Origin of the sequence: Fischerella thermalis PCC 7521, assembly GCF_000317225.1 — a bacterium.
In the GTDB taxonomy this organism is placed as follows: domain Bacteria; phylum Cyanobacteriota; class Cyanobacteriia; order Cyanobacteriales; family Nostocaceae; genus Fischerella; species Fischerella thermalis.
Map to the genome: position 1 here is coordinate 14,894 of NZ_AJLL01000101.1, position 26,595 is coordinate 41,488.

The 26,595-nt window shown below is 41.3% G+C and carries 22 protein-coding genes; 16 read left to right on the plus strand and 6 right to left on the minus strand.

From position 1 onward, the window contains the following. Nucleotides 1-104 precede the first annotated feature (104 nt). Nucleotides 105-1,310 (plus strand): IS200/IS605 family element RNA-guided endonuclease TnpB, encoded by a 1,206-nt coding sequence (gene tnpB / locus UYK_RS0121910; RefSeq protein ID WP_016872166.1) that lies wholly within the window; start codon nt 105-107, stop codon nt 1,308-1,310. A gap of 169 nt (nt 1,311-1,479) precedes the next feature. On the opposite strand, the gene UYK_RS0121915 is transcribed toward tnpB, so the two are convergent. The 3 genes from UYK_RS0121915 to petB all read right to left on the minus strand — a co-directional run bounded on the left by UYK_RS0121915 (nt 1,480) and on the right by petB (nt 3,943). Further along, complete coding sequence (locus UYK_RS0121915; protein WP_009456995.1) at nt 1,480-1,923, minus strand: ATP-binding protein; 444 nt, start codon at nt 1,921-1,923, stop codon at nt 1,480-1,482. 618 nt (nt 1,924-2,541) lie between these two features. Then, nucleotides 2,542-3,024 carry a cytochrome b6-f complex subunit IV gene (gene petD / locus UYK_RS0121920; RefSeq protein ID WP_016866281.1) on the minus strand — a complete coding sequence of 161 codons (483 nt, stop codon included), beginning with the start codon at nt 3,022-3,024 and terminating at the stop codon, nt 2,542-2,544. Nucleotides 3,025-3,295: 271 nt separating this feature from the next. Continuing rightward, nucleotides 3,296-3,943, minus strand: coding sequence for a cytochrome b6 (petB, locus tag UYK_RS0121925; RefSeq protein WP_009456992.1), 648 nt, complete (start codon nt 3,941-3,943; stop codon nt 3,296-3,298). A gap of 544 nt (nt 3,944-4,487) precedes the next feature. Here petB and ctpA point away from each other — a divergent pair. From ctpA to accD, 5 genes are all read left to right on the plus strand, one after another. Next, complete coding sequence (gene ctpA, locus UYK_RS0121930; RefSeq protein ID WP_009456991.1) at nt 4,488-5,735, plus strand: carboxyl-terminal processing protease CtpA; 1,248 nt, start codon at nt 4,488-4,490, stop codon at nt 5,733-5,735. 334 nt (nt 5,736-6,069) lie between these two features. Further along, nucleotides 6,070-7,155, plus strand: coding sequence for a 3-isopropylmalate dehydrogenase (gene leuB / locus UYK_RS0121935; RefSeq protein WP_009456990.1), 1,086 nt, complete (start codon nt 6,070-6,072; stop codon nt 7,153-7,155). Nucleotides 7,156-7,249: 94 nt separating this feature from the next. After that, entirely contained in the window at nt 7,250-7,510 is a 261-nt protein-coding gene (locus UYK_RS0121940) for a hypothetical protein (RefSeq protein ID WP_009456989.1), read from the plus strand. Nucleotides 7,511-7,579: 69 nt separating this feature from the next. Further along, entirely contained in the window at nt 7,580-8,401 is an 822-nt protein-coding gene (locus UYK_RS0121945) for a prepilin peptidase (protein WP_009456988.1), read from the plus strand. 674 nt (nt 8,402-9,075) lie between these two features. After that, nucleotides 9,076-10,035 carry an acetyl-CoA carboxylase, carboxyltransferase subunit beta gene (accD, locus tag UYK_RS0121955; protein WP_016872167.1) on the plus strand — a complete coding sequence of 320 codons (960 nt, stop codon included), beginning with the start codon at nt 9,076-9,078 and terminating at the stop codon, nt 10,033-10,035. 113 nt (nt 10,036-10,148) lie between these two features. Here the strand turns inward: accD and UYK_RS0121960 are convergent, their stop codons facing one another. Beyond that, nucleotides 10,149-11,621 carry an MFS transporter gene (locus tag UYK_RS0121960; protein WP_009456985.1) on the minus strand — a complete coding sequence of 491 codons (1,473 nt, stop codon included), beginning with the start codon at nt 11,619-11,621 and terminating at the stop codon, nt 10,149-10,151. Nucleotides 11,622-11,934: 313 nt separating this feature from the next. Here UYK_RS0121960 and UYK_RS0121965 point away from each other — a divergent pair, with 313 nt between their 5' ends. From UYK_RS0121965 to UYK_RS0121980, 3 genes are all read left to right on the plus strand, one after another. Further along, on the plus strand, nt 11,935-13,176 hold the full coding sequence (locus UYK_RS0121965; protein WP_009456984.1) for an ABC transporter substrate-binding protein: 1,242 nt from the start codon (nt 11,935-11,937) through the stop codon (nt 13,174-13,176). Between the two features lie 344 nt (nt 13,177-13,520). Then, nucleotides 13,521-13,709, plus strand: coding sequence for a DUF4089 domain-containing protein (locus UYK_RS0121975; protein WP_016872169.1), 189 nt, complete (start codon nt 13,521-13,523; stop codon nt 13,707-13,709). Next, the gene (locus UYK_RS0121980; protein ID WP_009456982.1) at nt 13,706-15,097 is read left to right on the plus strand and encodes an AtzE family amidohydrolase; all 1,392 of its coding nucleotides are present in this window, start codon (nt 13,706-13,708) and stop codon (nt 15,095-15,097) included. Before UYK_RS0121975 ends, UYK_RS0121980 begins: the two co-directional genes overlap by 4 nt. 207 nt (nt 15,098-15,304) lie before the next feature. Here the strand turns inward: UYK_RS0121980 and UYK_RS0121985 are convergent, their stop codons facing one another. Both UYK_RS0121985 and UYK_RS25420 read right to left on the minus strand, forming a co-directional pair. Then, the gene (locus tag UYK_RS0121985; RefSeq protein ID WP_009456981.1) at nt 15,305-16,444 is read right to left on the minus strand and encodes a HEAT repeat domain-containing protein; all 1,140 of its coding nucleotides are present in this window, start codon (nt 16,442-16,444) and stop codon (nt 15,305-15,307) included. Between the two features lie 704 nt (nt 16,445-17,148). Next, the gene (locus tag UYK_RS25420) at nt 17,149-17,361 is read right to left on the minus strand and encodes a hypothetical protein (protein WP_009456980.1); all 213 of its coding nucleotides are present in this window, start codon (nt 17,359-17,361) and stop codon (nt 17,149-17,151) included. A gap of 646 nt (nt 17,362-18,007) precedes the next feature. Here UYK_RS25420 and UYK_RS0121990 point away from each other — a divergent pair. The 7 genes from UYK_RS0121990 (at nt 18,008) to UYK_RS0122020 (ending at nt 26,593) form a co-directional block, all read left to right on the plus strand. Continuing rightward, nucleotides 18,008-18,271 carry a hypothetical protein gene (locus UYK_RS0121990; RefSeq protein WP_009456978.1) on the plus strand — a complete coding sequence of 88 codons (264 nt, stop codon included), beginning with the start codon at nt 18,008-18,010 and terminating at the stop codon, nt 18,269-18,271. 312 nt (nt 18,272-18,583) lie between these two features. Continuing rightward, the gene (locus tag UYK_RS0121995) at nt 18,584-19,021 is read left to right on the plus strand and encodes a DUF6918 family protein (protein WP_009456977.1); all 438 of its coding nucleotides are present in this window, start codon (nt 18,584-18,586) and stop codon (nt 19,019-19,021) included. A 161-nt stretch (nt 19,022-19,182) separates the two neighbouring features. After that, nucleotides 19,183-19,299: a hypothetical protein gene (locus tag UYK_RS0122000; protein WP_009456976.1), complete on the plus strand. Its 117-nt coding sequence runs from the start codon at nt 19,183-19,185 to the stop codon at nt 19,297-19,299. A 156-nt stretch (nt 19,300-19,455) separates the two neighbouring features. After that, a complete protein-coding gene (locus tag UYK_RS0122005; RefSeq protein ID WP_009456975.1) occupies nt 19,456-20,298 on the plus strand; it encodes a hypothetical protein in 843 nt (280 codons plus the stop codon). A gap of 224 nt (nt 20,299-20,522) precedes the next feature. Then, nucleotides 20,523-21,164 (plus strand): hypothetical protein, encoded by a 642-nt coding sequence (locus UYK_RS0122010; RefSeq protein ID WP_016872171.1) that lies wholly within the window; start codon nt 20,523-20,525, stop codon nt 21,162-21,164. 621 nt (nt 21,165-21,785) lie between these two features. Next, nucleotides 21,786-23,105 (plus strand): efflux RND transporter periplasmic adaptor subunit, encoded by a 1,320-nt coding sequence (locus UYK_RS0122015; RefSeq protein ID WP_009456973.1) that lies wholly within the window; start codon nt 21,786-21,788, stop codon nt 23,103-23,105. Nucleotides 23,106-23,428: 323 nt separating this feature from the next. After that, nucleotides 23,429-26,593, plus strand: a complete 3,165-nt coding sequence (locus UYK_RS0122020; RefSeq protein WP_009456972.1) for an efflux RND transporter permease subunit — start codon at nt 23,429-23,431, stop codon at nt 26,591-26,593. Nucleotides 26,594-26,595: the final 2 nt, after the last annotated feature.

Here is a 26,595-nt window from a genome sequence, read left to right on the forward strand (position 1 = left end):
ATATTTAGTTTATCTTCTTTGCGGGAAGACCCCATGGGAAACGGAGTGGAGCTTGTGTAGGAGAGCAAAGCCAAAATCTGCGGCACTTAGCTAATTGACTTGAATTGGATAAGTATTGTATAGTAAGTACTATAGGAAATAAAGCTTACAAATTTCGATTGTATCCAAATAAAGAGCAATCCGCATTTTTGGCAAAATGCTTTGTTTGCTCTAGATTTGTGTATAACCATTTTTTAAGGCTGACAACAGATGTCTACGCCGAGTCTAAAAAATCTCTGCGTTACAAAGAATGGGCGAAGCTTTTAACAGGTTTAAAGTCAGAATTTGAATGGCTTAAAGAAGTTAATTCCCAGGCATTGCAGCAGACTCTTAAGGATTTAGAGTCAGCATTTGTGAGATTTTTTAAAAAGTTAGGAGGATTCCCAAACTTCAAAAACAAAAGTAATCGGCAATCTTTCACAGTACCACAACACTTTTCGATAGATACTAATGGGTTTCTCAGACTCCCTAAAATGACACCTATCAAAATGGTCATTCATAGGGAAATACTAGGAACACCAAAAAATGTCACCATATCTAAGACACCATCTGGTAAATATTACGCATCAATAGTAGCTGAGCAAGATCTTCCTCATGCACCTTTGAATGGTGACAAGATTGGTTTGGACTTAGGACTCAAGGAGTTTGCAATTACATCAAAGGGCGACAAGTTTGAAAACCCTAGATATTTTCAGAAGTCTTTACGCCGACTCAAAATCAGACAAAGGAGACTAACCAGAAAAGCTTCATGTTCTAACAACCGGAACAAAGCTAGATTGGTTGTAGCTAAAATTCACGAAAAAGTGGCTAATCAACGGCAAGATTACCAACACAAAATTAGTTTGAAACTGGTATCCGAGAACCAAAGAATATCAGCAGAAAGTCTCAACATCAAAGGGATGGTAAACAACCGTAAATTAGCCAAACAGATAAGTGATGTATCGTGGGGCAATTTCCTCACCATGTTGGAATATAAAGGGGATATCTACGGTTGTGAAGTTCACTATGTAGATAGATTTTTCCCTAGTTCTAACAGATGTTCCAACTGCGGGTACATCAAGCAAGACTTAACACTTGCTATTCGTGAGTGGGAGTGTCCAGAATGCAAAAGTTTTTGGGACAGAGACATTAATGCTGCCCTGAATCTGATGCTGTTCTCTGAGTCAAAAATACCCTTGGAAGAAGGGAAATCTACGCCTGATCTGCTAGTTGCAAGACTAGGGATGAACCGGGATACAGGTTCAGGACAGGAAGCCACAGGTGCAGCGTAGCGGAACCTGTGGTACTTCACTTAATTTATATAACGAATATTAAATAATATTAATGTAAACTTTTGGAAAACATTCTTTTGCTACATCTTGTTTGCAGCAATCACCAAGTTTCCAAATTTATATGTAATTTACAACTAACAATTTAGAATATTAAACTTAAACAAAAACCTTATTGCTGCTTTTGTAGACCATACTTAACGATCAGCAGGCAGTTCCTACCATCTGCACCACGTTCGTAGACGACTTGATCAACCAAGCGTCGCAGCAGGAACCATCCATACCCACCGACTTGCAGAGTACCTGGTTCTGGTTCAGCGATCGCATCAGGATTAAAAGGTTTGCCATAATCCCAGATTCTAATCTCCAGTCGATCTATCCATAGGGAAACGTCTATATCAATGGTTGTTTCTGGAGGGAGAGTATGATGAGCATGGCGGACAGCATTAGTAAAACCTTCTGCTAATGCTAGGTTCAGGCGATGAAGTTGACCTTCTGACCAATCAAGTTTAGATAAATGTTGCAAACAGAATTGTTCAAACCACTGTTGCACCCGGTTTAGAAGCTTGAGTTCGCTCTTTACAGTCAGATGGTCTTGCTGCACTATGCTAAGCATTGACCTTGGCATATATGTGTATAGGTAAAAATCTTTGTAAGAAGATCAGCATAAGTTATGTTTTGTTGTTTGGTGTTAGAAATTACCCTACCCTTTGAACTTGGTCGAATGGAAATTATTGAAACGCCCTTGTAGCTTGTTGCGAGTTGCTTTGCATCTATGGCGACTTCTGTAAAGTAAGAATCTTTCGGCAAAGGCAACTGGCGTTACCTGGCATGGAAAACTCCTGTTCTGCGTGCTGCCTCAAGTCAACTACCAACTTTCTTAATTGTTTGTCATATGTATTTAAAGTAATCACCCATTACTCAATACTATAAGGTCAAGTTTAACCATGATATTACTTAGTCCCAATAACGTAAAATAACTTGAAACTAGCTGCTATCATTAGTCATGAAACTTATGTTTTACTAGATTCAAGTTATTTATATCTACTATCATCTTATAAGTTATAGATTTTGGAATAGTATTGTAATCCAAAATTTATAACCAGAAAAACTTACAGATATAAAACACAAAACGGATGATTAAAATTGACACCTGTAGACTTCTCAATAAAAGTACATCTGCACTTGTTGAGAAAAACCACAGGCGTCAAATTAGGTTGATGACTACTAACGTTTAGAACAATCCCAAAGTCAAAGATTTATCTAATGGGAAAGTAGCACCAATACCTAAGTAGAGGGTAACTAGAGTACCGAAAAGGAAAACTGCTGTCGCTACAGGACGGCGGAAAGGGTTCTGAAACTTGTTGACGTTCTCAATAAAGGGAACAAGGATCAGCCCTAGAGGTACAGATGCCATCAACAATACTCCTAAGAGTTTGTTGGGAACTGAACGCAAAATTTGAAATACAGGATACAAGTACCACTCTGGCAAAATTTCTAGTGGTGTTGCAAAGGGATTTGCTGGTTCTCCGACCAAAGCTGGGTCTAATACAGCTAGGGCCACAATGCAAGCGAAACTTCCCATGATTACAACTGGAAAGACGTAGAGTAGGTCATTGGGCCAAGCGGGTTCGCCATAGTAGTTATGACCCATACCCTTGGCTAGTTTGGCTCTTAAGGTAGGATCGCTCAGATCTGGTTTCTTTAGTGTTGCCATTTTTTTATGTGCTCTCCTGCTGACGTCGAGTTAAAGCATTTGTTCAAGCCTCGAGCTTCAGGCACTAGCTTTCAGCTTAAGATGCAATTGTTTGTTTTTTTTGTCTTCTATGTGTCAATAGGTTTGTTATTTTTTATTTCAGTTTAAAACAAACAACTGAATCTGGAAACCGAAAGTCAATACCTGATAACTTTACGGGAAAGCATTCATGCTTTCAACCTCTGTGGCTGGTAGGCTAACTGCCACAAAGAATGCTTCTCCCGCATATAAATTACAATGGACCGGAAATCCCTTGTTTGCGAATCATCAAGAAGTGAAACAACATGAAGACGGCAATTAGCCAAGGCAACACAAAGGTGTGGGCACTGTAGTAACGAGTTAGTGTTCCTTGTCCAACGCTAGAACCGCCGCGCAGCAGTTCAGAAATCAAGGTGCCCACTACCGGAATTGCTTCTGGTACACCGCTGACGATTTTCACCGCCCAATAACCAACTTGATCCCAAGGCAGAGAATAGCCAGTGACGCCAAAAGAAACGGTAATCACCGCTAGAATGACTCCACTTACCCAGGTTAACTCGCGGGGCTTTTTGAAACCGCCAGTCAGGTAAACCCGGAATACGTGCAGAATCATCATCAGCACCATCATGCTGGCAGACCATTTATGGACGGAGCGAATTAACCAACCAAAGCTCACTTCATTCATGATGTACTGCACAGACGCATAAGCTTCCGTCACAGTTGGCTTGTAGTAGAATGTCATAGCAAATCCAGTAGCAAACTGGATTAAAAAGCAAGTGAGGGTAATTCCACCCAGGCAGTAGAAGATGTTGACATGGGGAGGGACGTACTTGCTGGTGACGTCATCAGCGATCGCTTGAATCTCCAAGCGCTCCTCGAACCAGTCATAAACGTTGGCCATACAATCTCAAGTTCCTAGAAATCGATCGCGGTTAATAAATCTCCCAACTTACCGGGGATTGGTGATTGGGGAGTAGGTAGCAGGAATCAGGAATCGGGAATTATCTGGCTTAGTTCCTAAGCCTCAGTCCCTTATGCCTAATCCCCTTGAGCAAAGAGGAGAAAAGCTCGTTTGTTGATGAGCCTTAGGAGTGTTAATAATTTTAAAAAAACTTAACACTCTGCAAAGATGGAATATATTGCGTTCTCTTTGCACCCAATCAAAAAAATGCTGGACACAAAGTAGATTTTATCGTTTGTAGAGGGGGATTTGCACCGAATCAGGAGATTAAACCTCTTGATTTCGCAATCCACCACTTCTATAAAAAAAGTAACATAGTCGACAGATAGATTTCATATACCGATTGCAAAAGTAAGAAAGTAAAGGTTAAAGAGTAAAGATTCTTTCCCTTTACCCCTTTGTGTTTACTGACTTTTGTAAGAGGTCTCAATTCAGGTACTTGCATCGAAACTAAGCAATTTTGGGTAAAAAGTGGGATTAAAAAATGGGGTTAATGCATAAACAGGTTTTTCGGGTTGGATTGTCAGTTTTTGTAGCGTTTTGGCTAGGACTTTGCAATTTTTGTCAACCAGCAATGGCTTTGACTCAAGAACAAAAGTTGGTATCGGAAGTATGGCGAATTGTGAACCGCACTTATTTAGATGACACGTTTAATCATCAAAATTGGGCGGCTGTGAGGCAAAAAATTCTTTCTGCATCTCTCCCAGACCAAAAAGCAGCATACACAGCAATTCAAAAAATGCTCAAAAGCCTTGATGACCCCTTTACCCGTTTTTTAGATCCAGAGCAATACCGGAGTTTACAGGTAAATACTTCTGGAGAACTGACTGGGGTGGGTTTGCAAATTGCTTTGAATCAACAAACAGGCGGTTTAGAAGTAGTGGCTCCGATTGCAGGCTCACCAGCAGAAAAAGCAGGAATCCGGTCGCGTGATCGCATTGTCAAAATAGAGGGTATTGCTACGCAAAATCTTACACTTGATGAAGCAGCTGCGAGAATGCGTGGTCCAATTGGTAGTTTAGTCACATTAGTTATCGAACGAGACGGAGAAGGGCAAAAAGAGTTTCGAGTTATGCGCGATCGCATTTCTTTAAACCCTGTGGTCGCAGAGTTACACAGTACTCCAGAGGGACTTCCTTTTGGGTATATTCGTCTCACTCAATTTAATGCTAATGCTCCTACGGAGTTGGCACACGCCATCAATAGCTTAGAGAAAAAAGGTGCATCTGCATACATTCTGGATTTGCGAAATAACCCTGGAGGCTTACTACAAGCAGGGATTGAAGTAGCACGTTTGTGGTTGAACTCTGGTACGATCGTGTACACTGCCAATCGCCAAGGAATTCAAGGTAGCTTTGAATCATTTGGTCCAGCACTAACGAACGATCCGCTAATCGTTTTGGTCAATGAAGGTACGGCTAGTGCTAGCGAGATTCTCGCTGGTGCATTGCAAGATAACGGTCGTGCCATACTTGTAGGAGAAACCACCTTTGGTAAAGGCTTAATCCAATCCTTGTTTGAATTGTCAGATGGTTCTGGCTTAGCAGTCACCATTGCCAAGTACGAAACCCCAAATCATAGAGACATCAATAAATTAGGTATAAAACCAGACAAAATAATTTCCTCTGCACCAATTACCCGCGAACAGATTGGTACAGAAGCTGACCAGCAATATCAAGCAGCGATGGAACTGCTGACAAAACATTCTGTATTGGCAGGTGGGGCAGGTTAACTGGGGAAAGGGGACACTCTTTGACAGGGACATGGAAAATATTTTGATATATTCTTCCTTGTCTCCTCCTAATCCCCAATCTCTAATCCCCCATATCAGCGGCTACTCGCAAAAACAAATCAGCAATTTCTCAACTATTAACAATCGCTTGCATTCTGCACTTAACCGACTCCAAACAAAACAATCTACATTTCCAGCGTCCATCCAGAAACTGCGATGAATATGTTGAAATAACCAAATTTGAGATTCCCGACTTCTGGTCAGAAGTCGGGCATCTGTGTTTTGATATGATATTTTTCTGCAAGCTTAAACACTTACCCAAGCAAAATTAACTATGGCACAGCAATACCGCATTACCTTACTTTCTGGCGATGGCATTGGCCCCGAAATCATGGCTGTGGCGGTAGACGTGCTAAAAGTCGTGGAAAAAAAATTTGATCTTCAGTTTGAATTCCAAGAAGCGCTGATTGGTGGTGCAGCAATCGATGCTACAGGCGAACCTCTACCAACAGCTACTTTAGATGTGTGCCGCAACAGTGATGCGGTATTATTAGCGGCGATTGGTGGTTACAAGTGGGATTGTCTGCCATCTCATTTACGTCCAGAAGCAGGTTTACTTGGATTACGGGCAGGATTGGAATTATTTGCTAATTTGCGCCCAGCGAAAATTATACCCCAGTTAATAGAGGCTTCTACTCTGAAACGGGAAGTTGTCGAAGGCGTTGATATTATGGTGGTGCGCGAACTCACTGGCGGCATATACTTTGGCAAACCCAGGGGAATTTTTGAAACGGAAACTGGCCAAAAGCGCGGTGTCAACACAATGGCATATACCGAGTCTGAAATTGATCGCATTGGAAGAGTAGCATTTGAAACAGCCCGCAAACGCCAAAGGAAACTCTGTTCAGTAGATAAATCTAATGTTTTAGAAGTATCACAACTGTGGCGCGATCGCATCACTAAGCTAGGTGCTGAATATCCGGATGTGGAACTCACTCATCTGTATGTAGATAATGCTGCTATGCAGTTATTGCGGGCCCCTAAACAGTTCGATACTATTGTCACAGGAAATCTATTTGGTGATATTCTCTCAGATGCTGCTGCCATGCTCACTGGTAGCATAGGTATGTTGCCTTCTGCTAGTTTAGGAGCCTCCGGACCTGGAGTGTTTGAACCTGTTCATGGTTCTGCTCCTGATATTGCAGGACAAGATAAAGCTAATCCCCTAGCCCAAGTTTTGAGCGCAGCAATGATGCTTCGCTATGGTTTAAACCAAGGCGCAGCAGCAGATTTTCTGGAAAAAGGTGTGTTGCAAGTGTTACAAAATGGCGCTCGGACGGGAGACATCATGTCCCCGGGTATGCAACTATTGGGTTGCAGTGCTATGGGTAAGGCTTTAATTCAAGTTCTGGAAGAATAATCTTCTTCTGTAGCAAACGAAAATTTTGGCAATCATTGCTAAAACTTTCGTATAAACTAATAAGACAAAACCTAACAACAATACTCAATAAGTCGTGTACGCTTTACGACAAGAACAAACAAAGTATACTAACCCTAAGAGCCAGTCCCCTCTGATTGATCCTGCCGTCATCAGAGCGGCTGGTAAAATTTACCACACCTATTGCGAAGTACATCCTGAAATGGCTGGTCAAGCTTCTGGTGTAGCAATTAATCGCGATACGCACCGGGGCAAGGTAATTTTTACTGGTCAACCAGTTCTCTTGCCCGCAGAATGTTTTGTGCCTTTGAATCAAATTGAGTCACAGATGTATTAGTCATTAGTTATTGGTCATTAGTTATTGATGTTGTACAAATGACAAAGGACAAATGACAAAAGACTGATTATGGATATTTTGCTGATCATCCTGGCAAATTTTATTGTGTTTGCCTTGGGTGCTTCTATTGGCAGTTTTATTAATGTTGTGGTTTATCGGCTTCCTGCTGGCTTATCCCTGCTTTTCCCTGCTTCTCGCTGTCCCCATTGTTTAACCCAACTTAAGCCCTACGATAATGTGCCAGTAGTGGGTTGGCTATGGTTAAGAGGTTGTTGTCGCTATTGCCAAGGTAAAATTTCTCTGCGTTATCCAGTGGTAGAAGCAGTCACGGGATTAGTATTTTTATTGATATTTTGGAATTTTGATGTCTCAGTTTTAACGCTGGGTTACTGGGTATTTTGTAGTTGGTTACTAGCATTGTCGCTGATTGATTTAGATACAATGACTTTACCAAACCAGCTTACTAAGCCAGGATTAGTGATGGGGATAGCATTTCAAGCAGTAGTTGGTTTTTTACCAGATGCTAACTGGACAAGATTAGCTAGTCACCTGATGACGGCAATCCTGGGAGCAGTACTAGGATTGTGGTTGTTTGATGCGATCGCTACAGTTGGTTCAATTATTTTTGGTAAAACTGTAATGGGTGGAGGTGATGCCAAGTTAGCAGCTATGATGGGAGCCTGGTTAGGCTGGAAGTACTTACTCTTGGCTGCTTTTGTTGCTTGTTTGTTGGGAGTATCCGTAGGTGGCAGTATGATTATCCTATCGCAACGCAGATGGGGATATAAAATGCCTTTCGGCCCGTTTCTTGCACTTGGATCAGTAATAACTCTGTTTGGTGGCGAGACAATTTTGTCTAGCTACTTACGGTTGTTTGTGAATGGAACGTAAAAGGGAACAGGTGATTGGGGATCGGGGAACAGGGAACAGGGAAGGAATATAGCGATTACCATTGTGTTGAAAAATGGCTAAATATTTATGCGTAGATACTTATATGCTTTTCATCAAGTTGTAAAGGTGATCATATAAATGCTATATCCTCCATACAGGACACACCCGTAACTTACTCCTACTTCTGAGCCTGCAACTGTAAACTTCATTACCCTTAACGGTCTTTAACTTCTGTTAAGATTAGTCCTGTAATTGATAATTTCGAGTAACGTCCAAGCCCCTAGATAAATCTCGTGGAACTAATCTCAAATTGCGCCACAGGCTAAAACGGAGTGAACCTCCTAAGGGCGCAGTTGCTCCGACATCTAAATCCAAAATTTTTTGATACAACCCCCAATGTACCATGTCAAATAACCCACTATATATTCCTCATACGTGAAAATTTATAAATTTCTTGGCATCCAGAAAAACATACTTGAACTGGTTTACGTATTTTCGTTAAGCTGACAAGCAAAGATGCAAAATTAAATCTGAATATTGCTTAGAAGACAAATTTTGTTGTGTAGTCATTTATTCATTAGACATTAGTACAAACTCAATACAAATGTCAAAGGACAATGACTCCACAAAAAGATTAACCTGTTTTTGACATACTCTACTGGCATAAGAAACAAATGGCAAACAACGAAGAGTCACGTGGTTTAAAATCTCTGTTTGATTGGTTTGCAAACCGACGAAAATCAGGACCTATCAGTCTAGAACGCCAAGAACGTGAAATTGCAGACGGACTGTGGAATAAGTGTCCTAAGTGTGGTGTATTAAGTTATGCCAAAGACTTGAAGGCTAATTTAATGGTATGCACCGAATGCGGACATCATAATCGGGTAGATAGTGATGAGCGCATCCGTCAGTTGATAGATCCTAATACCTGGAGACCAATTGATGAGCAGTTGCGTCCTGCTGATCCTTTAGGATTTCGCGATCGCAAAGCCTATAGCGATCGCCTCCGGGAAACACAAGAAAAACTCGGCTTAGTAGATGCTGTCAAAACAGGTTTGGGTGAGATCAACGGCTTACCAATTGCCCTTGGAGTCATGGATTTTCGCTTCATGGGTGGAAGCATGGGTTCGGTTGTTGGCGAGAAACTCACCCGTTTGATTGAACAAGCTACTCAAAGGCGTTATGCTGTGGTCATCGTCTGTACATCTGGTGGAGCAAGGATGCAAGAAGGAATGCTCTCACTGATGCAGATGGCAAAAATTTCCGCAGCTTTGGAAAGACATAGAGAAGCACGTTTGCTGTATGTGCCAGTATTAACTCATCCCACTACAGGCGGTGTGACTGCTAGCTTTGCGATGTTAGGTGATATCATCCTAGCAGAACCCAAAGCAACCATTGGTTTTGCAGGTCGGCGAGTGATTGAGCAAACCCTACGGGAAAAATTGCCTGATGATTTCCAAACTGCCGAAGATTTACTCAAACATGGCTTTGTTGATGAAATTGTACCGCGTACCCAGTTGAAAAGCACTTTATCCCAGCTAATAGCATTACACCATCCCCCCGCTACAACCAGCACTCATAATGTAGTGTTGTGGGAGAAAACTATGACTTTAAGTTCGACAATTGTAGAATAGTTGGTGATTGGTGGTTGGTGGTTGGTGGTTAGTGGTTGTTTAATACTTACTCCCCACACTCCCCACGCCCCTAATCCCCACCAGGGGCCCCGAGTTCCCCACCACCCCATCTCCTAGCCTCTAGCCTTTTCTCTAAATGTCCAAAAACTTTGAATAGTTTGTACAAAAGATTGTCCCCGTGACTCTTGGACAAAAATGATCGGCAAAAGTGCAACCAGCCTAAATACTGTTGAGAAAACGAACAATCCTAGTAAGCCTCCACAAAAATTAATTTGTACTAGAAAACCACCAAGGATTGTACCAAACGCACCACATAAGCCAGCGATCGCAGCTACCATTGCAAAATATATGGACTGATTTTTGGTTGGTGCAACTTCTAGCTGCATATTATTGCCGCACAAATCAATAGCTGCACCGGTTCCTCCCAGAAAAATGTGTAACATAGGCAACCATAGCCATATGTCTAGGGAAGTGTAACCAATACCTAACCATAACAAAGGTGCGATCGCTACGAAAATTCCTATGAAAAATAGAATTGGACGGTTGCCGATTTTGTCTGCTAGCCTTCCCCAAAGGATTAACATTAACATATTTGCCCCTGCTTGCAGGCTACCATAGAATGTCACCCAGCTGACATCTAAGTCCAGGGTATCTAGCATGTAAAGATTGAAAAAGGGGTTACAGAGGTTAACTGCAAACATCCACACACTGAAGTAAAGCAAAAATATTAAAAAATTAGTATCATTGCGGAGACTCTGCCAGAAATTTGGTTGAGATGTAGAGTTGACATTTGCAATTTGCTCATCCACAGGATCATGTAAATTATTTGCATTTACCGCGATCGCATTTTGTGCTTGGGGATTGACATCCAGCTTAAAATGCTGACATGCCAAACTTATCATTCCAAATAGGATACCTATAAAAAGCAGTATCCCATAGCCTTGGAGACTACCACCATACCAATGAGATACAGCTAGTCCTGCTAATGGTACACAAATCAAATTAGTTAAGCTAGCTACACTACTGCGTATGCCAAAATATCGTCCCCGCAAACGTCGGTGGACCAAGGTCGCCATCCACGACAACCAAGATGCACTACCGAGTCCACCCCAGAGATGGCTCATGAACACAATCAAGAGTGTTAGTATGACTAACTGCTGAGAATTAATTAGTTGTTGGCTAAAAGCTGCTATACAAATTACTAAAATCAGCCAAATCAAGCGAGAGGGTGCATAAATCAAAAGAGAATATTGATAGCGACTGGAAAAACGTTCTGATATGTAAGCACCCAAAGGCTGAATGAAATTCACCAGCATGGGGATAGAAGCAAGCATTCCAAAAGCCACTGGAGCAGCGTCCAATTCTACCAAAAAATTACTTAATAAAATGCCACCAGTTGTAATTCCAAAAATGCCTGCAAATATAGCATCCATAGTTGAAGCGCGCAGACTGGTACGAATAGCATCTTTGGAAAATGTGCGATTATATATTGGTAGAAGAGAAGGGGCAATAGTTGTTTCTATAACTTCAGTTTCAGAAATTTCTGAAATCAAAGAGGAAGCAGTTTCAGACTGAGTAGGATTCATGAACTGAGTAATTGTTAATGGTTAATGGTTAATTTTTAATTGCCATTAGCTATTGCTCATTTCCATATCAAAAAAAATTACTTTTTGTTTTGATTTGCGATTTTATGTATATAAAATAAAAGTAAGTCAAACTTTTTTTAGACATTCTCTTTTACTTAGTAGTAATGACAATTTTTAGCCATTTTACCGTGCATTTCTAAATAAAAATTTAATTTTTCCAAAATTCATTCTACAGCGAGAAAAGCTATAAAAAAGATAGAAGAATGTTCATTATGCGGTGATAAAAAGAAATTTTTGGCACTTTTTGGTATTAATGGTGGCGATCGCTTTTTTGGTGATTGGTTGCCAGAACTTACCCTCGCCCCATGCCACCACAACAACCACTCCAGTTATCATTAAACTCAGCGGTTGGGGTGCAGACCCGACTGAGCAAAAACTATTGAAACAAATACTTAAAGACTTTGAAGTCCAGCATCCAGCTATCAAGGTGAAGTATGAAGTCATAGCCGACCAGTACATGGATGTCATTAAAACGCGCTTGATTGGTGAAGCAGCGCCTGATGTTTTTTATCTGGATGCTTTTGAGGCTCCTTTTTTGATGAGTCAGAACGTTTTAGAGCCATTAGACGCTTATATTAACCCGGAATTTGACCTGGCTGATTTTGAAGAGACAATACTTAACAGCTTTAAGTACGAGAATCATATTTATGGTTTACCCAAAGACTTTTCTACCCTGACCCTTTTTTACAACAAACAAGCTTTTACCAGCGCAGGTTTGACTAGTCCTCCCGCAACTTGGGATGAATTGCGTGCCTACTCCAAACAATTGACAGTAGATAAAAATCAAGACGGTAGGATTGACCAATACGGCTATGGTGTCATCCCAGAGTTAGCGCGTCAAGCTTACAAAATAAGAGCCTTTGGTGGACAACTTGTAGATGCAAATGGTTATGCTACTTTTGCTTCGGAAGCTGGAGTTAAAGGATTACAGTTAGTAGTAGACCAATATCAAAAAGACCGTACCGCCGCACAAAAATCTGACGTGGGGACAAACTCAGGTAGTGAAATGTTTGGTCAGGGGAAAGTAGCAATGGTCATTGAAGGTAACTGGGCAATTCCCTACCTAAAAGACACTTTTCCTCAGCTTGATTTTGCCACCGCAGAAGTACCAACGATAAATGATAAAAAAAGCACAATGGTATTTACTGTTGCCTACGTGATGAACAAACAAACACAGCACAAAGCCGAAGCTTGGGAGTTGATTTCCTACCTGACTGGTAAGGAAGGTATGGAAAAGTGGACAGCAACGGGCTTTGCTTTACCAACACGTAAATCAGTGGCCGAAAAATTGGGTTATGACAAAGATCCGTTGCGATCGCCATTTTTAACAGGAGTGAGTTATGCTATGCCTTGGCAAGCAGGTAAATACCCTGCCGCCATTATGAACAACTTTGACAATCAATTTATCAGTGCTTTGCTGGGACAACAGGCGCTACAACAGGCGCTGCAACGGGCGCAAACACAAGCAAATAAATTAATTCAGGCGATGGAGTAAGTAGCTAGCTTAAAGATAAGGCAGAAGGTTAAAATTAATTCATCACCCTTCATCCTTCAGATAGCGATCGCACCAATTGACCATTTCCCAAAGTACATGGCCAACCCCTTCACGCGAATAATAACCATGACCCTCTAGGAGAAGCGAGACACAACGGACAATTCCCCCCAGTCCTTTGAGGGCTTCATACAATCGTAAATGAGTTATTTCCTCATATTTATGGGGCTTTGAATGTTGATGCTGTTTTTTGGTGGGTTTTGAGTGTGGGGAGGATGGTAAATTTAAATTGCCACAGGAGGTTGGAAGTTTAATTAACCGCCAAGACGCCAAGGACGCAGAGAATGATGGATAATCAAGGGTTGAATGTGGGTGAGTATGTGGATTTGATGGCTTTGTTGGTGGATTTACGGTTGAGGGATGAGTATAGGGATGGGGTGGTGGCAAATTTTGAGAGAATTAGAGTGATCGCTCAATTGGTAAATTCTTTTCCTTTACCGGATGATATTGAAGTCGCGCCAGTGTTTGAACCATGAATTTAGATGCTGCGGATGCTGTATCGATTGCTGTAGCAGTGCGTGAAGGTAAAGTTAAGGCGGTGGAAGTTACGCAAGCTGCTTTGCAAAGAATTGCAGCACGAGATCGTGAACTTAATTGTTTTACCACTGTGACTGCTGATGCTGCTTTGGCTGATGCAGAAAAGATTGATCATGAGGTTAAACAGGGTAAGAACTTTGGTTTACTTGCTGGTGTACCTTTTGCTGTCAAAAATCTTTTTGATGTTGCTGGGATAACGACTCTTGCAGGTGCAAAAATTAATGCTGAAAATTCACCAGCGACGCAAGATGCGACGGCGGTGGCGCGGTTGAAGCAAGCGGGTGGAATACTTGTAGGCGCGTTAAATATGGATGAGTACGCCTACGGGTTTGTGACGGAAAACTCTCATTACGGTGCTACTCATAATCCCCATGATTTAAATCGGGTTGCGGGTGGTTCTAGTGGCGGATCAGCAGCAGCTGTTGCAGCTGGTTTGGTTCCGCTAACTTTGGGTTCTGATACTAATGGTTCAATTCGTGTACCTGCTGCTTTATGTGGTGTGTTTGGTTTCAAACCAACTTATGGTAGGTTGTCACGGGCTGGTGTAGCTTTGTTTTCTAGCAGTTTTGATCATATTGGCCCGTTTGCGCGTTCGGTAAGGGATATCGCTACAGTTTTTGATGTTTTGCAAGGGGAAGATGAACGCGATCCAGTTTGCACAAAACGTCCGCCTGTAGAGACACGCCACGGCGTATCTCTACAAAATATTGATGGTATTAGAATTGCGATCGCAGGTGATTATTTCTGCAAAGGGGCTAATCTTGAAGCTTTAGCAGCAGTGCAAAAGGTGGCTGATGCTTTGCATGTAACTGAGTATGTAAGTATACCTGAAGCCCATCGCGCCCGCGCCGCCGCGTTTGTAATTACTGCTTGCGAGGGAGCAAATTTACATTTAGAGAAATTGCGTCAACGTCCCCAGGATTTTGATCCAGCAACACGCGATCGCTTTCTTGCTGGTGCATTAATTCCTAGTCATTGGTATATGCAAGCGCAGCGCTTTAGAAGTTGGTTTCGCGATCGAGTACGGGAAGTTTTTGAAAAAGTTGATATCATCATTGCTCCTACTACACCAATTTCTGCACCGTTAATTGGGCAACAAACGATGATTTTAGATGGAGAGGAAATTCTCGTTCGTCCCCATTTGGGATTATTTACTCAACCATTATCATTTATTGGTTTGCCTGTTTTATCTGTACCAATTCAACGCACAAATGCTTTACCTTTGGGAGTGCAATTAATAGCTGCACCTTATCATGAAGCATTGATTTTACAAGTCGCCTCAGTGTTAGAGACCAAGGGTATAATCTCTGCATTCATCGTCCCATGAATATAGTATTTAGGTAGATTGCTTGCAGTATGGTGTGATGCACCCCACCCTAGAAACGAATTAATCTAAAATCCTAGCGATCGCATTCCCAAGATTTCAGTTTTACAACAACATGCACATGAATTTACTCAATAAATTTAAGGTTGTTCTACTGGATATGAATGGTACTTTCATGTAATGAGAATGATGCTGCTCCCAGTTAAAATCTTATCGCTTCTTTTTTTTATTAGTTTTAGCTTTACCTTGTGAAGTTGCAAAACCACCGAAACCTTTACTTAATGGCTGCTTAACATATGCAGTAACTGTTTGATTGTCAACTTCAGACTTTAACTGAGTTGCTTCTGTTTCGCGATTATCTATATCACTAGATTGCTTCTGTTCATCAGTTTTAGTTTCTACTTTGTGTAGTTGTTCCACATCCATTGTCACATCTTCAATTAACTGAAGATCATCTGAAGTTATAGCCAAATTTTCTAATTCATCAGTAGTAATTTGATCAGGTTGTTTTTTCTCAACAGATATCTCTTGTGTTTGAGAAACATCTTCTAATTGCGTCACCTCATCAGTAATGACATCCTGAAGTTGTGTTTCTTTGCTATCAGCAATTTCTTGTGTTTGCGTCATCTCATCAGTGGAAATATCCCCTAATTGGGATACTTCATCTAAATTGATATCCGTAAATAGTGCTATTTTATCGGAATTAATACCCAAACTGTCACATACATTATCCCAAGTACCTGTTATTTCATCAGGCACACTTTGCGCTACAAAAGCACTTTTAATGACTGCTGCTGATTCTACTGCTTGCAACTCAATTAGTGAAGCAACAATAAAACCATTTAGTTCGTGAGGATTTTGAGCAAATGACTTTAATTGTTGAGTCAGTGCAGCAATACATTTTTGACGTGTGTCTGGATGCTGTTTGCAAATTTCTTCTAAACTATGGATAGCAGTAATGCGTGGAAAAATACCGTGGGATTCATCAGCTAAATAAGCTTGTAATCTGGGGATAGCAACTTCACCAAACATGCCATAAATTTTAGGCATTTCTTCGTTTACCCAATCACTATCTTCCAGTTTGTGGAATAGCTGCATTAGTGGTTCTATTGCTGCTTCTGCGCGTAATTGTCCTAACGCACGACAGGCGTGGATTGATCCCCAAGTCTCTAAACTTGCAGAATCTACACCGTTCAAGTTTTGATCGATTGCCATGCTGATTAAACCGGGGATATGTTCTGTATCCAGACCTAATTCTGCAATATAGTTATACTCGTTTGTGATTTTATGGCAATCACCCAAAGTCAGTAGTTTGTCTATAGGCGTTTGATAAATGGTGTGATTCTTCATCTGCAACAGTTTTACTCAACAATCAAATTACTGACTATAGCAGAATTTTTTGCCTTTATACTAGATAAGTTTACAAAGTATTAGGTTATGGGTGGACAAATCAGCATGAGATTTTCTCAAAAGCATGGTGATAACCTCTACCATATTTCATAGCGCTTCTAGTTTAGATTAAGTACAACTTTATCGGTGTGCGTCTGTGTGATTTTGTGTTCGCTTTTTCCCTGTATCAGACCCAACAGCAAACCGCTATATTCAGATTTTATATATCTGCAAAAATTTTTAAACCCCTCAATTTTCTGATTTTATATATTGTCTAAAATTCTGCAATTCTTAGAGAGAAAAAAAGAAGCGATCGCTTTGTTGAAGAATTGTCAATTATTAATTTATCTCTAATATTTATTAAGTGTTGTGGAAGTATGACGTATCATGAATCATTATTCTGAATCATCCACTTCATTTTTAAGTATAAATTACTAGATTGTTTTTATAAAAATAAGATTAAAATTTTATACTAGCTTGTGTAAATGTAGTTACCATACTGCAAGTTCTTTTTTATAGAACTATTGGTGAATTTGATATAGGAATCCAATTGGATTCATGAATAATTCGTGAGGACAGGGAATAGGCACTCTTGCAACAGGCAACAGAAAAAAATAACTTAGGTATACTGAGTTTTTTTCAAAAATCAAATATGAGTCCTATATTTAAGTGGCGATCGCACACTTACTCTTCATCATCAAAACACACACAGGGCTTTCAACTTCCTGTATGCTTTGAGATGAATTGTAGAACAAAACCGTAGAACAATTAATTTCCGATTCGTCAGGATGAATGCACTCTATCACTCCTTCGACCTCGACATGAAAAGCACAGTCGCTACAGATAGTCTGATGTTGCCAGTCGCTTGCGTCCGACATCGGTCAAAATCCTTAATTAGTTAGTATATAAGCCTGACTATTCAAAACATGAGTTTCGCCCTGAACTCTTGTGGTAAGCTTCCTAAAAATAATCATCCCACCTTTATCATTTCATGGTAGATCTGGCATTAATCAAATATCGCCTTGGAATAAATTCCATGTTTTATTTTAACTAGATACACCGTTTCAGTTTCTTCAAAGCGATCGCATGTTACACCGGATAATTTGCCAATAGCTCAAAATTTTGTTAATCACTGAGATACAAACAGCAGCTTTACTAAACTTTACCCTTGTGAGAATTAATCAACTTCAATTCCCGGCGGAATAATACGAGAGTGGGAACTTCGACTATTACAAAAATGGAGATGCTGACATGAGTGTGCTTGAAGCTGGATTGTTTACTGTACCGATTCATATGAAAACGGTGGTAATTATTAAACTCATAAACTTCTCAAGAAAAATTCGTATTCTTGAGGAATTTATTGTATCCTAGTTTGACTGATGGAAACTGTTCAACACCAGACTATGATGTAAAGCTTTTTGCTGTTTCTGCTGAAGATTCACAGAAAGCCCTTATTAGTCTGCTTTGAAGTTAATGTTCAGAGTCTAGTTCTTTTGCCAACCTAAATAAACCTCAAAAAACCAAATGGATATACAACTAATCAAAGTAATTAAAAAGCCTATTCTCAAAGAAGTAGAGAACACAGAAGAACCAGAACAACAAGATTTTTCTAGTGATCCTCTTGATATTGCCCAAGAAACTCTTGAAACCAAGGAAGTGCTGCATCTAGGATATCAAGATCCTAGTTATATTCCAGTATGTGATTATCCTGTAGTCCGATCTGTTGGTAATTCAGGATGGCAAGCTTCTGATATTTGGCGGGATATCAGAATAGATAATTTCTGTTAATAATTGAGGGGACACCTCCGAATAAAATGATGGGGGATTGGCCCAATATTTAATAGCGGGGTTGTCCTCTGGTAATTGGTAATTGGAAAAATGAGAACAAGTTTTTACCAATTCCCAATTAAGTAATCATGCGATCGCCCGGTACACCCCCAGACCCAATTCAAGATTTTCAGTCAAAGTTTGTTTGCCCAGGCATACATAACTAAAATATATGAAAATCCTGTATTTCAGATATCATTTTTTATACTTTCCTGCTCGCTAAGGAAATGAGTGGAATAAAATCAAGTAGTTTAACATTAAGTGAGGAGTAAGATGAAACTTAGCGATGGACTGTCGAACCCGGACAAAAAGGCTATGGTTGTGGATGATTGCTGCAACGTCATAGAAGCGCAGCTTGCTTCCAAGTCAGGTATAGGTGGTATGGCCTTGAAAACAGCCTTCGCCGCCCTGAAAGGAGTCAAGCCAGGGTACATTCCCTATGTCGTCGAAATGCTTTTGCCAGAGTGCTTTGAAGCACTTGATCCCATTTGGAGCGAAGGCATAGACAAAGGTGATCCAGTAGAACATCTGGTTGCAAGCCGCTCTCGTACAGCAGATGCACTACTGAGTGTCACTGATGCTAAAGTTCAAAACGTCAAACGTCAAATCGTCCGAGGAACTTATGAAAAGCTTCGCGGTTCAGCTAAGCAACACGTGGAGGATGCAGTACCAGATTTAGCCAAGGTAATCGATAAATACAGCAAAGCATAAACGAGCAAACAGAATAACAGCCGAAAGTAGGCTACCATGCAATCCTTTTCGGTAGCTCTACTAGTTGATCGCCCCAAAATCAAAAACTACTCCCACCTTTAGGCAAGAGAATAGCTACAGTAAAAGAAAGAACTTGCCATCTTCCTGGGAGGGGGTGCAACATGACTCAAGCTTTGGAAGCAACTACAAATATTGAACATTATGTATGCGTTGCTCAGGTTGCTGATGTCAAAGCTGCTGGGTGTCTGGTAGTTTATGCCCAAGGACAAGCGATTTGATGTTGAGACTTTCTGCATTTGTAAGCTTTAAATGGTTTATGAGCCAAAATATCTACGTTTCTTCCAAGCTAGATTTGAATTGTTATAGGTCAATGGTTCTGCACATCCCCACACTTCCCACACTTCCCCTTGTCCCCGTCTTTCTTCTCCTCAAAGATGACCGACATCCGCAAGCTAATTAACCAACTCGCAGCGCAAGAAAACAACTTATCTGCCACCCAGTTTATTGCCCCGTGTGTACGTGGTGGTAAGGTACGAACTAAAGTAGCAGGAATAATTTATACATTTACTCCCAAACCCCGCAATTTTGAAGGTTGGGGCATTTTTCAGCCAGCAGATGAGAAGATCGCGACGGTAGTCGAAGAACCTAGTTTTCCCCAAATTGCCGAATATCTACAACTTCTCAAACCACTGCGTTTGCGACTTGCCTACCCGTTGCGATCGCAAACTTGGTTAGCATACCCAGTCAATGAAGCAAACATGCGCCAACGCTGCGGATATTGCCAGCCAATAGCTGTAAATTTAGTTACAGAGGGAGCTAAATTCGAGACAATCATTGCCCGCACCGATGGCGCTGCTTGGTGGTTTGATGAATGCGATCGCCGTGCTGATCCGTTAATTACTGAAAAACTGCGAGAACAACTCAAACAAGTCACACCACCAGAAAAACTCCACTTTCGGAGGCTCACCCCAGAAATGCGGACAGTATACGAGATTGTTGCTCAACAAGCCAAAGAATTTACTGCTTTACAGCAACAAAGACAGGATGAGAAGCTTTTACAGCAAGCTTTGCAAATGGGTGGAGGAGAACTACACGAGTTTGTTGATCGCCAAGATCATTGGGTCGTCGAGTGGACGACTGCTGACGGCGAACGTCACACTAGCGCCATATCCAAAACAGATTTAACTGTGATGAGTGCGGGAATTTGTTTGAGTGGTGAGGACGAAAAATTTGATTTGCAGTCCCTAGTTGGTATTGTTGAGCAAAGATATGAATAATCAGTAACGACGAAAGTCAGAAGGCGGGTTTTTTATCATTCAGATGATACCGATTTGATATCAGTCTGCTTGAGCTATTAGCCTCAGAATGAATTCTGAGGCAGTTATAGAAGTATTTACCACGGACAACCAAGCATAAACAAAATTAAATTTACGGAACTGGCATTAAAAAGCTTGAATCTATTTAAGCAATATATTTATCAATTTAAGTTGAAAGGTTCAAAATGATAGCTCAGTATCAGCGCCTGAAAAAATGGGTTTTAAATCCAGCGGCGTTGGGTTTGATAGTAACAACAACGATCGCCTGTCAACCTCAATCTCTACCAAAAGTCACCTCCTCAGAAAATTTTATTCCTGCTGCAAATCTGGTTTCCCAAAAGCAAGCTATTTACAGGAGCGATCGCTATGGTTTTCAATTTAGCTATTCTCCCAAATATTTTGTGGTGGACGATAAAACAAATAAACCCTCCAGTAAGGATAATCTCCTAACTACAATCGATATTTGGACTCAGCAGCACGCCAAGAAAATTCGCTCTGGTGCATACGAAGGCGTAACAGAATACCCAGCTAATGTCAGCGTGAGAGTATATAAAAATCCTCAAAAATTACCATTACAGAAATGGGTACAACAAAGCAATCAGTTTGGCATAACTCGCGATTTTAAAAATACAAAAATTGCAGGTAAAAATGCGATCGCTTTCCAATCTAGCGGTTTATACGAAAATGAAAACATTATTTTTTCCATTCCAAGAAGTTCTAATATGATCGTCATTACATTTGCTAAAACTAACTACGGCAATAATGACGCTATCTACAAAAAGGCATTTGATCAAGTCGTGAATACCTTTACATTTGTTGGTAAGTGATAATTAGATATTGCATCAACTTTTCATCCCGCCAATAAATAAATTTATTGGCTAATAGCCTAAGTCAGATTTATCTGACTGTAACAACATTAGAGTCCGTTAAAACGGACTTACCCTAGGAGACAGAGTAATATCAATTTTGCGATCGCATTGACAAAAACTGCTTTGTATGCATAATATCATGTCCGCTTGAGGACTTATATTATCCGTCGAGGTCGGTAATGGGTAATTGGTGATCATTAGTTATTTTTTCACCATGCCAAATGTTCAACGTCCAAGCTTCATATCATAAGCAATTAGTCGGACATGATATTATTCCTCTAAATCTTCTGATTCTTCCAAAGCCTCTGATTCCACCGTATCCTTGGCAAGGCTTTTAGTTTTAATTGCTAAGTATAATCCATTGAAACAATAGCAAGATTAGAACACTTTTCGCAAGAATAGGAAAGACAAGTAGATATTTTATTTTTAAAGTTAAGTATGATTATTTACCTTTAGGTAGATTAAATTAAAAGTATAAAAGAGTATATATTGATGGATCGTTGCATAATTCATCGAAAAAAATCAGTAACTTCATTTCTGTTTTACACATAGTTGATTTGTTTATAATCTCTGCTAATCATGACACCTCCGCAGCCTCATACCGAGATTGAAAATTATCCTCCACAGACAGAAAACCAGCCACCTCGCAGACAACGGCGGTGGCTTTGGTTATTGTTGACCCTGCTAGCATTGACAGGAGGAGGAATTGCTGTTTGGCGTGTGTTTACTTCACAAAATCAAACGCCTGCAAATATTAATGCTCAGCCTCCAGCAGTACCAGTTAAGGTATCTACCGTCAAATCAGGCACAATAGAAGATAGTGCAGAATATATTGCCACTATCGAATCGCGCCGCTCAGTGGCTTTGCAACCAAGAATTCAAGGTCAAGTTACTCAAATATTTGTCAGAGCTGGAGATCCAGTTAAAAATGGAGACCCGATGATTCAAGTAGACGCTAGAGAGCAACAAGCAGCAGTTAGCAGTGTCAATGCTGCTGCACAGGCGGCGCGATCGCAAGTAGAAAACGCTAAAGCTACCCTGAGCTCCTTAGAAGCAGACAGGCAATCTTTTCTTGCGGATGTTCAATTGAGGCAACGGGAGTACAATCGCTACGCCACTCTTGCGAGTGAAGGAGCAGTATCTCAACTCACCAAAGAACAGTATGCAAATCAACTTGCAGTCGCCAAAGCCGCCTTCAAAGCCAACGAATCGAAAATAAAAGCGCAAAAAGCCGCAGTAGCTGAAGCCGAAAAATCTTTACAGCAAGCGTTAGCTAATACTATACAACAAAAAGTCCAACTCCAGTACTACAGAGTCACAGCCCCCTTCGCTGGTACAGTCGGTAATATCCCCGTAAAAGTAGGTGATTTTGTGAATACTTCCACACAACTAGCTACTATTACTCAAAATCAACCATTAGAAATAAACATATCTGTACCAATTGAACGTGCATCTCAATTGCGTAATGGAACTCTAGTAGAACTTTTAGATGCACAAGGTCAGACTATTGGTACTAGTCGCGTATTTTTTATTTCTCCTAAAGCGGATAATGAAAATCGGATGATCCAGATAAAAGCACTATATGACAATGAAAAAAATCTACTTAGAGCCGATGAATATGTTCGAGCTAGAGTCATATTTAACCAACGTTCAGGAGTAGTTATTCCCACCACAGCAGTGGCTCGTATAGCGGGACAAAACTTTGTCTTTGTAGAACAAACACAAACATCACCCGAAGGAAAGACCCAAGTAGTAGCTAAACAAAAGCGTGTTGAATTAGGCAATATCAGCGGTAATAACTATCAAGTATTGGAAGGATTACAACCAGGAGAAAGAATTATTGTTTCAGGACTACTCAATCTTAGAGACGGAGTTCCCATAACACCAGAATCTCAATAAGAATTGGTTAGTGGTTAATTGTTGGTGGTTGTTTGTTGGTTGTTCGTGGTTAGTGGTTAGTAGTTAGTGGTGAGTCCAGCCCCCCAAAAAGGCGGTTCCCGTCACGTAGACGCGTAGACGCGAAGCGGCTTGGTGCAGGTAGCGGCTTCAGGTAAGGGTAGGGGGACTGGCGAACCCGTAGACGCGCTCATAGATAGGCTTCTCGTAGAGTAGGGTTATTTCGCTACTCCCCCCACTCCTGACACTCCCCTTACTCCCCGATCCCCGTTGTCCCTAATCCCCGACCGGGGCCCCGAGTTCCCCAATCCCCAATCTCCGATCCTATGTTTGTTGACTTTTTTATCAGGCGACCTGTTTTTACCAGTGTCTGCGCTATCATCATTCTGATAGTAGGGGCTATTAGCATTCCTACTCTACCTACAGAGCAGTATCCAGAAATTAGTCCGACTCAAATCCAAGTTACTGCTAACTATGTTGGTGCTAGTGCGGAAGTAGTAGAAAACACCGTTACGACAATCTTAGAACGGCAGATTAACGGTGTTGAAGGCATGAGGTACATGACTTCTAGTAGCAGTAACAATGGTACTAGTACGATTACAGTCACATTTGACCCATCACGGGATTCCGACATTGCTGCCGTTGATGTGCAAAATCGTGTATCGTTAGCTGAACCACAACTGCCCGAACCAGTTACGCAAACGGGAGTTACCGTTAGTAAGCAATCTAATAACATTGTGTTAGCGATCGGTTTATACAGTCAGAAAGGAGAGTACGACACTGTATTTTTAAGCAACTATGCCGACCTCTACATATCAGATGCCCTAAAAAGAATCAAGGGTGTGAGTGAGGCAAGAATTTTTGGTGAACGCCGCTATGCCATGCGTTTATGGCTTGACCCAAATCGACTTGCAAGCCGCAAACTCACTGCTCAAGATGTGATTGATGCCCTGAATGAACAAAACTTGCAAGTTGGTGCTGGACAAATTGGTCAGCAACCATCACCCCAGGATCAGATGTATCAAATAGACCTGCGTGCCATCAGCAGACTCACGGATGTATCTGAATTTGAGGATATAGTAGTCAAAACGAGTCAAGATGGGTCGCTGATTAAGCTGAAGGATGTAGGACGAGCAGAACTAGGAGCAGAAAATTACAGTACTTTTCTGAGATTTAGAGGTCAAGAAGGCGTGGGAATTGGTATATTTACCACTCCAGGAAGTAACGTGCTAGATGTTGCCAAAGCAGTCAAAGCTGAAATGGCAGTACTAGCCAAAAAATTTCCACCAGGCATGGAGTATCAAGTTGCCTTTGATACAACTAGTTTTGTGGAAGCTTCACTCTCAGAAGTGCTGTTGACTTTGTTAATGGCGATCGCTCTTGTCATCCTAGTAATCTTTGTTTTCTTGCAGGATTGGCGCACCACCTTAATTCCCATTATCACCATTCCCCTTGCATTAATTGGTACATTTGCCTTTGTTAAAGCCTTCAATTTTTCCATCAACACCTTAACCTTGTTCGGTCTGACCCTAGCAACAGGGATGGTCGTTGATGATGCGATCGTTGTCGTCGAAGATATTTCGCGTTTGATTCAGCAAGAAGGTATGACACCACGTCAAGCAGCTTCTGCGGCTATGCAGGAACTGTTTGGGGCAGTTATTGCTACCTCATTGGTGCTGATGGCTGTATTTGTCCCCGTCGCCTTTTTCCCAGGAGCGACTGGACAGATATATAAACAATTTGCTTTAACTATCGCCTTTTCGATCGCCATCTCTACTTTTCTCGCCATTACCCTCACACCTTCTCTATCTGCCTTGCTACTGCGCCGCAGACCCAGACAGCGCGGTATTTTGGGCTGGGTGTTTGGTAAGTTTAACTCCTTGCAAAACTCAATGCGAAGAGGGTACCAGTGGTCACTTAACCGCCTAGTTAGGATCAAAGCAATTGTCATCGGAATTTTTATCCTCTCCTTGGGATTGACAGCTTGGTTGTATACCTCTGTACCAACATCATTTCTTCCTGATGAAGACCAAGGTTACTTTATTACAATTGTGCAAGGGCCAGAAGGAGTTTCCCTAAACTACACCAGCAAAGTGATGCGACAAGCAGAAGAAGAAATTCTGAAATTGCCGGAAGTTGTTGGTACCTTTGCTGTTGGTGGATTTAGTTTTAGTGGTAGCACTGCGAATAATGGTGTAATTTTTACGACCCTCAAACCTTGGCATGAACGCAGTCAATCAGCGCAGCAAATCATTGGTAGTTTAATGGGTAAACTCTCAGCAATTACTGAAGCCAGAGTGTTACCTGTCAATCCCCCCACCATTCGGGGTTTAGGTAGTTTTAGCGGTTTCCAATTTCAGCTACAAGACAGAGCAGGTAACAGTGACTTAGCAACCATGCTGGAAGTCATGGGTCAGTTACTAGAGCGGGCAAACCAGGAACCAGACTTGCAAAAGCCTGTGTATACTACTTTTGCTGCGAATACACCACAAATCTTAATTGAAGTAGATCGTAATCGTGCTAAAGCCCTACAAGTAGATGTTGATCAAGTATTTAATACTCTCCAGAATTACCTGGGTTCGCGCTACGTCAACGACTTTAATTTTGAACGACGGACTTACCGAGTATACGTGCAAGCAGATGCTCAGTTTCGCTCCAATCCGGAGGATATCGGGAAATTATACGTCCGCTCTGCCACCGATCAAATGATTCCCTTGAGTGATCTGGTCAAACTCACTCCTACTACTGGAGCGCAAACAATCAATCATTACAACTTATTCCGCTCAATTGAAATCAACGGTTCCGCAGCTCCTGGTAAAAGTTCCGGTCAAGCAATCCAAGCAATGGAGAATGTCGCCCAACAAGTTTTACCAACGAGTTTTGGTTACGAATGGTCGGGGATAGCCCTGGAAGAAAAAACATCCGGTGGTCAAGCACCGATAATTTTTGGTTTGGGACTCGTCTTTGTTTTCTTGGTATTAGCTGCTCAATACGAAAACTATGTTGACCCGTTGATTATTCTGCTATCGGTTCCCCTGGCAATTTTTGGGGCGCTGTCAGCACAATCACTGCGGGGTCTAGATAATGACATCTTTTGCCAAGTTGGTTTGGTGATGTTGATTGGTTTGGCAAGTAAGAACGCCATTTTGATTGTGGAGTTTGCTAACCAACTGCATGAGCAAGGTATGCCAATTACCAAAGCCGCAGTCCAAGCTGCACAGGAACGTTTGCGACCAATTTTGATGACAGCACTCTCCACACTGTTGGGGATTTTCCCCTTAGCAATTGCCACAGGTGCGGGTGCTGGTAGCCGTCAATCTCTCGGTACTGCGGTGTTTGGTGGGATGCTAGTTGCTACGTTCCTGAGTTTGTTTATAGTGCCAATCTTATATATAGTGATTGGGAGTTTACGCGATCGCTTTCTCAAACGTCGTCGTCCACCTCATCAAGTAGAGGAAGATGGTCGAGTGACTACCGAAATCTATCGATAGAG

Excerpts from the sequence above, each read along its gene's own strand:
- UYK_RS0121995 (WP_009456977.1), top strand. The coding sequence starts at position 18,584 with ATGAAACTTAGCGATGGACTGTCGAACCCGGACAAAAAGGCTATGGTT.
- UYK_RS0122000 (WP_009456976.1), top strand. The coding sequence starts at position 19,183 with ATGACTCAAGCTTTGGAAGCAACTACAAATATTGAACATTATGTATGC.
- UYK_RS0121985 (WP_009456981.1), bottom strand. The coding sequence starts at position 16,444 with ATGAAGAATCACACCATTTATCAAACGCCTATAGACAAACTACTGACT.
- UYK_RS0121945 (WP_009456988.1), top strand. The coding sequence starts at position 7,580 with ATGGATATTTTGCTGATCATCCTGGCAAATTTTATTGTGTTTGCCTTG.
- UYK_RS0122005 (WP_009456975.1), top strand. The coding sequence starts at position 19,456 with ATGACCGACATCCGCAAGCTAATTAACCAACTCGCAGCGCAAGAAAAC.
- petB (WP_009456992.1), bottom strand. The coding sequence starts at position 3,943 with ATGGCCAACGTTTATGACTGGTTCGAGGAGCGCTTGGAGATTCAAGCG.
- UYK_RS0122020 (WP_009456972.1), top strand. The coding sequence starts at position 23,429 with ATGTTTGTTGACTTTTTTATCAGGCGACCTGTTTTTACCAGTGTCTGC.
- leuB (WP_009456990.1), top strand. The coding sequence starts at position 6,070 with ATGGCACAGCAATACCGCATTACCTTACTTTCTGGCGATGGCATTGGC.
- UYK_RS25420 (WP_009456980.1), bottom strand. The coding sequence starts at position 17,361 with ATGTCGGACGCAAGCGACTGGCAACATCAGACTATCTGTAGCGACTGT.
- UYK_RS0121915 (WP_009456995.1), bottom strand. The coding sequence starts at position 1,923 with ATGCTTAGCATAGTGCAGCAAGACCATCTGACTGTAAAGAGCGAACTC.
- UYK_RS0121975 (WP_016872169.1), top strand. The coding sequence starts at position 13,521 with ATGGATAATCAAGGGTTGAATGTGGGTGAGTATGTGGATTTGATGGCT.
- ctpA (WP_009456991.1), top strand. The coding sequence starts at position 4,488 with ATGGGGTTAATGCATAAACAGGTTTTTCGGGTTGGATTGTCAGTTTTT.
- UYK_RS0121965 (WP_009456984.1), top strand. The coding sequence starts at position 11,935 with ATGGTGGCGATCGCTTTTTTGGTGATTGGTTGCCAGAACTTACCCTCG.
- UYK_RS0121960 (WP_009456985.1), bottom strand. The coding sequence starts at position 11,621 with ATGAATCCTACTCAGTCTGAAACTGCTTCCTCTTTGATTTCAGAAATT.
- UYK_RS0121990 (WP_009456978.1), top strand. The coding sequence starts at position 18,008 with ATGGATATACAACTAATCAAAGTAATTAAAAAGCCTATTCTCAAAGAA.
- UYK_RS0122010 (WP_016872171.1), top strand. The coding sequence starts at position 20,523 with ATGATAGCTCAGTATCAGCGCCTGAAAAAATGGGTTTTAAATCCAGCG.
- petD (WP_016866281.1), bottom strand. The coding sequence starts at position 3,024 with ATGGCAACACTAAAGAAACCAGATCTGAGCGATCCTACCTTAAGAGCC.
- UYK_RS0121980 (WP_009456982.1), top strand. The coding sequence starts at position 13,706 with ATGAATTTAGATGCTGCGGATGCTGTATCGATTGCTGTAGCAGTGCGT.
- UYK_RS0122015 (WP_009456973.1), top strand. The coding sequence starts at position 21,786 with ATGACACCTCCGCAGCCTCATACCGAGATTGAAAATTATCCTCCACAG.
- accD (WP_016872167.1), top strand. The coding sequence starts at position 9,076 with ATGGCAAACAACGAAGAGTCACGTGGTTTAAAATCTCTGTTTGATTGG.